The 11,395-nt window shown below is 70.3% G+C and carries 7 protein-coding genes; 2 read left to right on the plus strand and 5 right to left on the minus strand.

Going from position 1 to position 11,395, the window contains the following annotated elements; genetic code table 11:
* Positions 1-635 precede the first annotated feature (635 nt).
* Positions 636-1,088 carry a response regulator gene (locus IEY69_RS21105; RefSeq protein ID WP_189075055.1) on the minus strand — a complete coding sequence of 151 codons (453 nt, stop codon included), beginning with the start codon at positions 1,086-1,088 and terminating at the stop codon, positions 636-638.
* A 58-nt stretch (positions 1,089-1,146) separates the two neighbouring features.
* On the minus strand, positions 1,147-1,560 hold the full coding sequence (locus IEY69_RS21110; protein WP_189075056.1) for a response regulator: 414 nt from the start codon (positions 1,558-1,560) through the stop codon (positions 1,147-1,149).
* Between the two features lie 109 nt (positions 1,561-1,669).
* On the opposite strand from IEY69_RS21110, the gene IEY69_RS21115 reads away from it, so the two are divergent.
* Both IEY69_RS21115 and IEY69_RS21120 read left to right on the plus strand, forming a co-directional pair.
* The gene (locus tag IEY69_RS21115; RefSeq protein WP_189075057.1) at positions 1,670-1,891 is read left to right on the plus strand and encodes a hypothetical protein; all 222 of its coding nucleotides are present in this window, start codon (positions 1,670-1,672) and stop codon (positions 1,889-1,891) included.
* Between the two features lie 71 nt (positions 1,892-1,962).
* Entirely contained in the window at positions 1,963-2,178 is a 216-nt protein-coding gene (locus tag IEY69_RS21120; RefSeq protein WP_189075058.1) for a hypothetical protein, read from the plus strand.
* A 165-nt stretch (positions 2,179-2,343) separates the two neighbouring features.
* Here the strand turns inward: IEY69_RS21120 and IEY69_RS21125 are convergent, their stop codons facing one another.
* The 3 genes from IEY69_RS21125 to IEY69_RS21135 form a co-directional block, all read right to left on the minus strand.
* Positions 2,344-5,307: an ATP-binding protein gene (locus IEY69_RS21125; protein WP_189075059.1), complete on the minus strand. Its 2,964-nt coding sequence runs from the start codon at positions 5,305-5,307 to the stop codon at positions 2,344-2,346.
* Between the two features lie 165 nt (positions 5,308-5,472).
* A complete protein-coding gene (locus IEY69_RS21130) occupies positions 5,473-7,425 on the minus strand; it encodes a fibronectin type III domain-containing protein (RefSeq protein WP_189075060.1) in 1,953 nt (650 codons plus the stop codon).
* A gap of 82 nt (positions 7,426-7,507) precedes the next feature.
* A partial coding sequence (locus IEY69_RS21135; protein WP_189075061.1) for a PKD domain-containing protein occupies positions 7,508-11,395 on the minus strand: 3,888 nt, incomplete at its 5' end.

Below are 11,395 nucleotides of genomic sequence, written 5' to 3' on the forward strand. Positions count from 1 at the left end.
GTGGTCCGGCGATGAGGCCAATGAGGATGAGGGTCCAGAGGCCATCCCACGGGTAATGGATGCGCATCGGGTCACGCCAGTCTGGAATCTGGGTTAGAAATGGGAGCGGGCTGATGGGTTGTGTCACGACTCCCAATCAGCCCGTCTTTTTGGACCTCAGTCAAGATAAAAGCCTGCTCCTCACGGCCAGCAGTTGACTGCTGTGCCACAACCGTTCCATCCGGGCGGATGCGAGCTGGAGACCAGAGGGTTCCGGGCATGGAGTCGGCAGATCGGTGGTGTTCCGGGCTGTGAACACACCCAGACGGACTCCGCATCAACGGTGTTCAGCTGCTGAGGGTGGCCGACAGCATGCCCCAGAGAGGACCTGAAGCCCGCTGCCGGACGCAGGCGGGCTCCCTCCCGAGGCGCCGCGCGCCGCGCCCCGCGAGACCACGGTCGTCCGCTGACAGCGGGTTTCAGTTCCACCCAGGGGCAAAGAGCACGCCCCAGGGCTCCACGTCCAACCGCTGTCCTTCTCAGGTGCTCGCTCTGCGGCGCAGCTCTTCGAGTCCGCTCGATTCAGAGATAGTGAACAAGCCCGTCAATACCTCTGAATTCTGCTGTGGGACGTGCGGGACCTCGCGCCACCCGGTTCAGTGGGTGGGGACGCGGGCCGTACGGAAGCGGGAACGCTGCCAGTAGCGGACGAAATCCTCGATCTGCGCCACGAAGTCCGCGAAGGACGCCTGCTTGACCAGATACGAACTGGCGATCAGGTCGAAGGCGCGGTCCACGTCCTGCGCCCGGGCCGACGTGGACAGCATCACCACCGGCAGGTGACGGAACTCCGGGTCGTTCCGGATCTCACGCAGGACGTCCAGGCCACTCAGGCCCGGCATGTTGACGTCCAGGATCACCACGTCGGGCAGTTCACCGGCCCGTGCCTGCGCCTGGAGCCAGTGCAGCGCGTCCTGCCCGTGCTGGATGATCTTGATGTTCACCGGCTGCTCCAGGGCGGCGAAGGCTTCCTCCGCCAGTGTGCAGTCGGCCGGATTGTCGTCCACGAGCAGGACACACAACCGGTGAGGAGCAGGTGGGACCGTCATGTCACGCAGTCTGCCACGCGCGCCGGTGCACCGGAGACGCGCACGGATGGACACGTGTTCATTCGCGGGACAGAGCCGCGCGAACACTCCACGTGTCGATCAGCCGGTTCAGCAGGACCAGCAGGTCCGTCAGCAGCAGCGGCTTCACGTGATAGTCGGCCGCGTCCGCCGCGTACGCCGCGTCGATATCGGCCGGTGCAGCGCTGGCACTGAACATCACCACCGGAATCCGGCGGGTGACGACCTGCCGCTTCAGCGCCCGCAGCACGTCCAGCCCGGACTGGCCGGTCAGGTGAAAGTCCAGCAGGATCAGGTCCGGGCAGCGGCCGAACTCGCAGGCGGCCAGCGCCTCGCGACCATCCCGCGCCAGCGTGAGCTGCACCTCCGGATGATCAATATCAAGCGTGTCCTGGATGAGGAGCAGGTCGCTGGCCTGATCATCAATCACCAGCAGGTGGAACGGGGCGGGCATGACCGTCCCAGTGTGCGTCCTGCCGGCCCACAGTGCGAGAAACCCCCCAAGTGAATGAACGGTCACTTAAGGTCGGAGGCCGGGCCGCCCGGGCGGAGTATCGTCAGGCATGCCGTTCACGCCGGGCCGACCGCTACCGGACGAGGAGGCCGCCGCACAGGACGGCGCGCTCTACCTCGCAGTCCGGCCGGACCTGCGCCTCGTGACCTTCGAACGCCGGGCCGGACAGTGGTACTGGCGCGTCCTGAGCGACGAACGACCCCACGGCCCCGGCACCTGGGCCGACGTGCAGCGGATCCTCACCGCCCCCACCGTCGAGGACCAGCCGTGACGACGCCCCGCTCCCCTGACGGGCCCCCCGCCGCCCGTAGCGGAGCGGCCCCACGTGACCTACACTGACCCATGTCCCCTCACAACGCAGTGCACCTGGACATCGAGCGGTCCCTGGTCCGACGCCTCCTGGACCTGACTCCAGAAGAACTCCGCCTGGCTGAAGACCTCGCCAGCCGGACCGGCGTGACCCTGGGGTACTACTGCGGCGAGATCATCCGGGCCCACCTGGCCCGCCAGACCGGCCCGCTCGAATGGGCGGCACAGGAATGCGACACCGCCGGCTGACGCCCCACGTCAGAGCTCCCGGAGTCGCTCATCACAGACCAGACATGATCGGTCGAGACCCACAGTCGAGAGTCGTCCTGACAGCGGTGTCCAGCTTCATTGAAGGGCCAGCATCACGCCCTTCACTACTCCTGAATTCTGCTGTGAGATCCGGCCAGGACGCTGCTACCCGGAGCTGTGCGTCCCGCCGTTGTCCCCCTGACCACCGCGGGGTGCCGGAGCCGCACCTGACCATTTCGGCAGAACGCCCCCCAGACCGGCTTCGAGCTGCTGCGCCGCCTCCCTGACGGACCGCGCGCTGCGGCGGTCACCGAGCCCCAGGTGGACCCGGGTCAGGCCGTGCAGCGCCAGCCAGCGGGCCGGGACGTGGCCGCCCAGCACGCTGGAGGTCTGGACGACGTCCGTGAAGTGGTCGCCGGCCTCCGCCCAGTGCCGCTGCCGGAGGGCCAGGTAGCCCAGCCCCACGCGCGCCAGGAGTTCTCCCTGACGGTTGCCGAAGGTCTGCGCGCCCTGCAGGTCGCGGCCGAACCACTCCCGGGCGGCGTCCGGGTCCGGCCCGGTCAGCAGGAAACCCCGGGCGTTCATGTTGTCACGGACGGTATAGCGCGCCTGCGGATTGAACGTCTCGTCCGCCTGATCACACCAGGCCTGGGCGCCCGGCGCCGCGTCCGCGGGCCGGGGCGGACCGTGCCGGAACAGGTGAACGAGGGCCAGCAGGCTCATGCAGGTGCTGGCGTCCGGCCGGAATCCCAGAATGGAGAACATCTGCGTGGCGGAACGCAGCGACTGCTCCGCCGCCGCGTACTCGCCCTGCAGCGCCTGCACCTGCCCCAGCAGCAGGCGCAGGTCCGCCTGGATGAACGTGGTGCCGAGGCGGCCGACCAGGTGCAGCGCCTCGTGCAGGTCAAGGCGAGCGGCGCGCCCGTCACCCTGCGACAGGGCCACGCTGGCGCGCCGCCGCAGGGCGATGGCCAGCGTGCCCGGCCGGCCGGTCCGCTCAGCTGCGCGGCACAACTCGGTCATCAGGTCCGGATGCGCGGGGTCACCCTGCTGGTAGGCGCGGAACTCCCGGATGTACAGCGCGCACAGGACCGCGTGTTCACTTCCGGCGGCCCGCGCGGCGCGCAGCGCGTCCATGTCGGGGTCGGGCCGGGCGGGACTGAACGCCTCGGCGGTGATGAGCACCCAGACCCGGGCGTCCACGTGAGCCGGTCCGTCCAGCGCCGGGAGGATCGCGTGCGCGGTCGACAGGGCCACCGGCGTGAGGTCCCGGTTGGTCCACTCGCGGTGAAGGTTCCTCACCAGATACGCGGCCGTCAGGACGTCGTCCCGGCGGACCGCGCTGCTCAGGGCCGCCCGGAGGTTCGGGTACTCCACATGAAACCAGTTGCGCCACTCCACCTGCCGGTGTCCGCTGAGCATCTCGTGAAATCCCTCATCGGACCGCTGCTGGAAGTACGCGGCGTGCCGCGCCTCCACCAGGTCCCGCAGGGGCAGCTGACCGTCCAGCCGCTGCCAGGCCAGCTGCGCGATCAGCGGATGCCGGGTGAACCGGCCGGTCACGTCCACCCGCAGCATCGACTTGTCCACGAGACCCTGAAGGTCGTGCAGGGTGGCGTCCGCCACGGCCGCCGCTGCGGGCACGGTGAAGCCGCTGTGGAAGACGGCCAGGGCCGCGAGTACCTGCTGCTCGCGGCCGGTCAGGCGCTGCCAGCTCTGCTCCAGCACGACCCGCATGCTGCGGTGACGGGGCGGCAGGTCCGGCAGGGGCGTGTCCAGCAGCCCGAAGTCCCGTTGCAGCGCCGCCAGGATCTCCCGAGGCGGCAGCACGCGCGTCCAGCTGGCCGCCAGTTCGATGGCCAGCGGGAGGCCGTCCAGCAACGCGCACACCGCCTGACTGTCGTCCAGGTCGGCGTCCGTGAAGCGGTAGGCCGGGCGAACCCGTTTCGCCTGACTGACGAACAGGGACAGCGCGTCACTGATCGGCTGCCCGGGCGGCGGATTCAGATCGAGGCCAGCGAGCTCGGCGGCCGTCTCCGCGCGCAGGGTCAGGCGGTGGCGGGACGTGACCAGCACCGTCAGGTGCGGGCAGCGTTCCAGCAGCTGCCCCACGATCCTCGCGGCGTCCAGATGCTCGAACTGATCGAAGACGATCAGTGCCGGCGCGTCCCGCAGCAGCGTGGTGACCAGGTCCAGCGCCGGGCGGCCCGGCAGCAGGGTCGCGCCCAGCGTCAGGGCAGTCTGGGCGAGCAGGTCGTCCGGGTGCCGCGCCTCCTCCAGCGGCACCCACCACACGGGCCAGTTCGTGTCCTGATGGACGGCGTGAGCCACCCGGGCCGCCAGGCGCGACTTTCCGGCGCCGCCCACGCCCACCAGGGTCAGCAGCCGCACGGCCGGATCGGTCAGCGTCCGGGCGAGGTCCGCCACCCGGTCCTGATGACCCACGAAGGGCGTGACGTCCACCGGCAGGGACGGGACCGTCACGGGAGTCGGGCCGTGCTGGTCGGGGGGGCCGGTGACCGTCAAGCCCAGTTCCCGGGCTTCCCGCGCCACGCGGCTCGCGTGGGGACTGCCGCTCAGCATGAGCAGCCGGTGCAGCCGCTGCAGGTCGTGCCCGTCCCGGGGCGGCAGGCCCGGCAGGTGCCACGCGGCCTCCGCGTGCCGGGTGGCGTCGGCGGGGCGGCCCTGTCCGGCGCAGTGTTCCGCGGCGTGCACCAGCGATTCCCACAGCTGCTCGGCGATGGCTTCCCGGGTGTCGATCAGCCACTCTTCCAGCTCGGCGCCGAACAGCGAGGGCGACACGTCGGCCAGGAACGGCCCGTCGTACAGCGCGGTGGCCTGACTCGTCCGCCCGGCCTGAATGTGTTCCAGCAGCAGGGCGAGGTCGCTGGAGCACTGCACGATCAGGCGATCACCGCGCTCGGTGACCAGGCCGGGCGCGGTGCGGCGCAGGGTGCTCAGCAGAACGCGCAGACTGGCGGCCGCGCTGGTGCTGTGAGGCCAGAACAGCGCGCGCAGCCGCGTGCGACTGGCCGAGCCCTCCGCGACCAGGTACGCCAGGAACAGCAGGTGCTGCGGCGGCAGGCGCGGTCCGGTCAGGTGCGCGGCCCCGAACGTCTTCAGGTACATGCGGCGCTCCGCCCCCAGGGGTGCGGCGCGGCGCCCAGCGCACCGGCTTGAGCCCCGGTCGCTGAAGCGCCGGGTGCCGGAAGACAGAACGCCGATCTGGGCACGGACGCCGCCACGATAGCGCGCCGCCGGGCCGCTGAGCTCGCGCGGTCCCGGGCCACGCCGCTACCGCGCGCCCACAGGCGCCGGGGCCGACAGGGAACTGACCTGGCCGCGGTCGTCCACGGCGCGCAGCTGATACAGGCTGCCCGGTGTGCCGGCCACGTCCGTGAACGATCCGCCCGTGATCAGACCCGACACCTGCAGCGGCTCGCTGCCCGCCGCGTCCAGGCGGTAGACGACCACCGACAGGCCGGGGGTGGCCGTCCAGGCCACGCGGTTCCCGGCGCCCGCGTCCAGCGCCGTGACGGCCACGCCCTGCGGCGCAGTGGGCAGGCCCGTACCGGCGCGGCGGATGGCCACCGGTTCGGACGGCACCGACACGTTCCCGGCGTCATCCACGCTCTGCACGCTGTACGAGTACGTCACGCCGGGCTCCGCCGTGGTGTCCAGGTACGTGCGGGTCGCGGCGTTCAGGCGGCCCAGTTCCGTGGCGGCCGCGCCACCCGCGGCGCGCAGCACGCGGAATCCCGCCAGGTCGGGCAGCTCGGCCTGCGTCCAGCTGAGTTTCACGCCCTGCGCGCTGACCGTGAAGGGCAGCAGGGTCGGGGCGGGCGGCGGGGTCTTGTCGATCAGCCTGGACGACACGGCCGCCGAACGCGCGGATTCCGCCTGGGAGGTGTTCAGGGCCGTCACCCGGTAGATGTACCGGTTGTGCAGACCAGCGACCAGCGGATCGGTAAAGGTCGTGCCCTCCACGGGTGAGGAGTTCACGAGCACGGATGGCGCACCGGCGCCCTCGGACTCGCTGCGGTAGATCTGATAGCCGCGCAGGTCATCCTCGCGGTTCGCGGCCCAGCTCAGCGTCAGGGCCGCCGTGGCCGCCTTGATCGTGACGCCCGAGGGCGGGGCCGGGGGACGGGTGTTCACGGGGCGCGCACCGACGACATTGGACCGGGCGCCGACCTGTCCACGCGCGTCCCGCGAGACCACGGCGTACACGTAGGTCTCACCGGGGCGCCCGGTGGAATCGGTGTACGTGGCCGCCCCAGGGGACAGCGTGCCCAGCGGGCTCAGGGGCAGGGTGGGGTCGGTGCCGCGCATGACGATCTGCTGCGTGATCCGGCTGTCTTTCGGGGGCGTCCAGCGCAGCGTCACGGCGCGTTCCCTGACGGTCGCCTGCAGGTCCTCAGGGGCTGGCAGCACCGTAACGGCTTCAGTGGTGACGGTGACCGGGGCCGTCCGGGCGGACTCCCGGCCGAACAGGTCCACGGCCGACACCTGGTAGCGGTACGTGGAGTTGGCCTTCAGGTCGCTGTCCTTGAACACGTCCCCGCCCGGCTGGCTGGAGAGGAAGAAGGGCGTGGGTTGCAGCAGGGTAGAGGCGCCGGCGCCACTGGCGCGGTAGACCCGGTACGCCACGACCAGATTGCCGGGGCCGGGCGGCGGTACAGGCCACGTGAGCTGCACGGCGGCGGGGCCGGGTGTGGCCCTGGGTGTGCCGGGCGCCGGCACGGCGGGCGTCGCTCCCGTCTTGAAGGTCGCCTCGCCGACCTTCGTTTCGCTGCCGCCCAGGGCGGTGACGGTGACCGTGTACTGGCCGGCAGGCAACCCCTTGAGGGTCGTCATGATGCCCAGCACGCGGGCGTAGACGGGCCGGGCGACCACGTTCAGGTTGAAAAACGCCCGCTGGGTCCGTTCCGAGTCGTTGGCGGGGGTCTCTGCGTAGACGCTGACCAGCGCGTCGTAGTCCGCCCTGGACAGGCCGAGCGCGGTGGAATACGGCTGGGGAGACGCCACGGTCTGATCGCGGGTGCCGCCGGGACCGCTGATCCGCAGGCGAAACCCCCGGGCGGGCAGCAGGTCGCCGGGCAGAGCCCAGCGCAGCAGCGCGCCGTCGGGGGTGGGCAGGGCCGCCACGCCGGTTTTGGCGGGGCTGCCCTTCGGCGCGGCGGGTGTCTGGGCTGAGGCCACGCCCAGGGTGGCTGTGAGGGTCAGCAGAAGCAGGGATGTTCGCATGGATGGGGCCTCTCGGGATTGGGGCGGTCGGCTGGAACGGCGGGGCGGGGGTGGCGCGGAACGCCGGTCACCCCCGCCGCATTCAGAAGTTGACGCGACCGCTGACGCTGAAGGGAATGTCCGGAATGACCGGCATGGTCACGGTGCCTGACGCGGTGCCGTCGATGAAGCTGCTGGCCGCCGAGACGTACAGGCGCCCGGTGATGGCCATGTTGATGCCCACGTTGATGTTCACGCCGCAGGCGCCCGCGCCCGCCGCGGCACCGGCACTGAGGGTGACCGAGGCGTCGAGTGACGTGGGGTCGTACACGACGGTGAAGTCCGCGTTCAGGGCCAGGTAGGCGTTGGCGTACCAGTACCAGTCGCAGACCTTGCCGGTGCCGCTCTGGCCCACGCTGTAGGAGATGCTCGTGCCGACGCCCACGCTGGTCTTGGTGCCGTCGACCATCAGGTAGCCGTTGTAGCCGATGCCGTCGGCCCGGCTGGTCGTGGTGCTGCTGGCGCCGTCGGGGGCCGCATTGGACGCGGTGACGCCACTCGTCGTGCTCGCGCTGCCCCCCGTGGTCGTGGTGGTGGTGTTGCCTGACTTCATCGACAGCAGGCGCACGCTGATGGGGTTGGCCTTGGTGCCCAGGTACACGCGCTGACCGCTGCCGGAGAACGGCATGTACATCTCGGCGTAGCCCTTGACGGCGACGATGCTGTAGAAGTCGAGTTCACGGTTGCGCGTGCAGTCCAGTCCGCCGACCGAGGACCGGGCGGCCGGGCCCACGCAGCCCTGCACGAGCAGGTAGCCGCTCGCGGGGTTTTCAGGGGGCACGCTGAGCAGGATCAGGGCGGCCACCTGGGGCGGGAGGCTCGTCTTGGTCGAGACGGTCGGGAGGTTCGAGCCGGCGTAGCTGTCCGCGGCCGACGCGAAGCTGCCAAGGGCGCCCTGTTGCAGCGGAGTGAAGAGCCAGCCGACGGCCTTGATGGCCACCGTGCCCTCGGAATCCACGCCCAGCGTTCCCCGGAAATGCGCCGTGGTGCCGTTGTCGATCGCGGTGCCGAAGACCGTGCCCGCCTGAATGGCCACGTTCACCACGCGGGCGGCGCCGGCGGGCGGAATGGCCTTCACGGGCGGAACGTCGAACTGCCCGTCCTTCCAGACCATGTTGATGCCCACGCCACCGCTGAATTCGTAGAATCCCACGGCGCCGACGGTCACGAAGGGTTTCAGGCCCGAGGAGGCCACCGCGGCCCACAGGAAGCCGTACCCGGTGCCGTTGTCCCGCCCGAAGCCTGCTTTGACGGCCACGGCGATCTTCTTGGCAACCTTGATGGACCCTTCCCCGATGAATTCCAGGTTCTGGTCATCCTGGAACATGGCGGAGACCGACACGTCGAAGTCCACGGTCTTGATCTCACCAAAGATCCGGATCTTCTCGAAGACGATCTTGACGTCCCTGCCGTCTTTGATCCAGAAGCTGACCGGTTCCGCGGCGGCCCCCAGGGGGAGGGCTTCGGTGAGTTGCAGCTTGCCGCGCAGGCTCAGGGTGTACTGGCCATCCGCCTCGCGGCGCGCGCCGACTTCAGCGGTCGGGAACGGATAATCGAACAGGGTGAAGTTGGTCAGGCCCGTCGCACTGGCCCAGTCCTTCCCGCCCAGGCTGACCGAACCGTCGGGCACGAAGGTCAGGTTGTACAGCGGCAGCTTGACCTCGGCGCCGCTCACGCCGCCCAGATTCCATTTGGCGTTGGGGAAGATCAGATTCGCCTTGCCGTCGCCGCCGAACTCCCAGGTGGGCTTGCCCAGATCCAGCGCGGTGCGCCCGAAGGTATGGTTGGCCACCGCGACGTCCGACTTGACTTCCCATTTGGCGCCCGGGTTCCCGAGCTGCGGATTCCAGCCGATGGCCAGTTCGAGCGGCTCGTTCACCATGGGCACGGTCAGGCTGCCCTTGCCGCTCAGGCTGGAGATGACGCTGCCGCTGATGGCCGCTTTCAGCGGGCCGGACTTGATGGCCCAGCCGCCGACGCTCAGGCCCGTCGGCGTGAACTCGAAGCCTGTGGCGTAACCGCCCAGCGTGTAGGCCACGGGGGCACTCACGCGGACCGGGGTGCCGGAGACGATGGGAGCGCCGATGGTCAGCTCAGCGCCCGGCAGCACCACGCCCATCCAGTCGGGGGTGGGGGCCGCGCCGCCCGCGTAGACGGCGTTCAGGCCATCCGCGTTCTGAGTGCGCGACAGGTCGAGCACGCCGCTGCCGGCCGAAACGCTGAGGCCAGTGGTGCCGATCTTCAGGTCATTCAGATCGGTCGCGGCGCCCTTCAGTTCGGCGTACAGCGCGCCGCCGTCGAGCAGGCTGGCGTCGGTGAAGGTCAGTCCGGCTCCCGTCCCGCCAGGCAGCTGAACGGTCCCGCTCAGCGCCGCTCCGTCCGGCCTCAGCTGGAGTGCGGTCAGGCGCACACTGGCCTGCCCCAGGTTCAGCAGGCGCAGGGGCAGGCCCTGCAGGGTCACCCTGGTCGGGTCGCCCCCCGTGACCTTGTAGCCCGCATCCGAGCGGGTCACCTGGACGTTCGACAGGGTGACGCGCTGGTCGCCCAGATCGGCGCCTCCCACGATCAGGCGCACCGTTCCTTCACCCGCAAAGGTCTGCAGGTTCAGGTTCGTGATGCTGGTCACCTTGACGTTCAGGCCTCCATAGGTGAGGACACTCGGGCTGTCCAGGGTGTACCGGACCGTGTTCGCCCCGGGAATGACGGCGGCCGGGCAGTTCACGGCGCATGTCGACTGGAGATCCGCGATGCGGAACGACACGGTGTGGGTGCCGGGCCTGGGCGGCGAGACCGTGAATGTCGCGGTGGCCGTGGCGTCTCCGTCCGGCAGGTTCACCGTGACGGTGGGCCCGGCCTGACCGTCCAGCAGCCACTGGCCCGTCAGGCTGCCGCTGCCGGCGTAGTTCACCGTCAGGCGCACCGCGACTGGACCGAGGGCACTCAGGGTGACGTTCGGGTTCGTGGGATCGCTCTCGAAGGCCACGGCGACCGTCCTCACGGCCAGCGGCAGCTGGACCTGCACGGGGGTCACGGCCCGGACGCTGCTCACGCCGTCCGGGGTCCGGAGATTCAGCGTCAGGGTGTACACACCCGCGCGGGCGTAGCGGTGCGTCCAGCGGCCCGACTGCCCGGTAAAGGTCAGCGGTTCCACCTGGCCGTCACCGTAGTCGAGCAGGTACGTGGCGCCCGTCAGCAGCCCAGTGATGCGGATGTCCAGCACGTCCGGCGTGAGGCCGGGCAGGGGCGTGATGACTTCCTGCGGCGGCAGACCAGCCGTCACGGTGGTCGTGACGGGGTCCAGTCCGGGCGCCGTGACGGTGACCGTGTACTGCCCGGGCTTCAGGTACATGTGCACGAGGGTGGTGGCGGTCTGACCCGCGACCGTGTCTTGCTGACCGTCGCCCCAGTCCACGGTGTACGTCAGGGTGCTGAGCAGGCCGCTCAGGGTGGCGGTGGCGCGCAGTTCGGGTGCCACGACCACGGCGGTGAGGGCTTTGACCTGAATGACGACCGTGGTCGTCACGCTGGTCGCGGCGGGGGTGGTGAGGGTGAGGGTGTACGTGCCGGGCCGGGCGTAGGTGTGCGTCAGGGTGTCCGCGGCCACGCCGCTGACCACGCTGCTCGACCCGTCGCCCCAGGTCAGGGTGTACGTCAGTCGGGCCTCCAGGCCCGACAGACGGGCGGTGGCCGTCAGGGCGTCCGAGGTCGCGCTGAGCGTGCCTGTCCCCACCGTCACGGTCAGGGTGGTCGTCACGGGCGCGCCGTTCGGGACCGTCAGGGTCACGGTGTACGCCCCGGGACGGCTGTAGGCGTGCGTCAGGGTGGCGGTCTCGACACCGGTGAGGTTCACGGCGGGCGTGCCGTCACCCCATTCCAGGCGGTAGGTCAGGGCCGGGATGAGTCCGGTGACGGTCACCTGGGCGTCCAGGCC

The sequence above is a fragment of the Deinococcus sedimenti genome (assembly GCF_014648135.1).
Classification (GTDB): Bacteria; Deinococcota; Deinococci; order Deinococcales; family Deinococcaceae; genus Deinococcus; species Deinococcus sedimenti.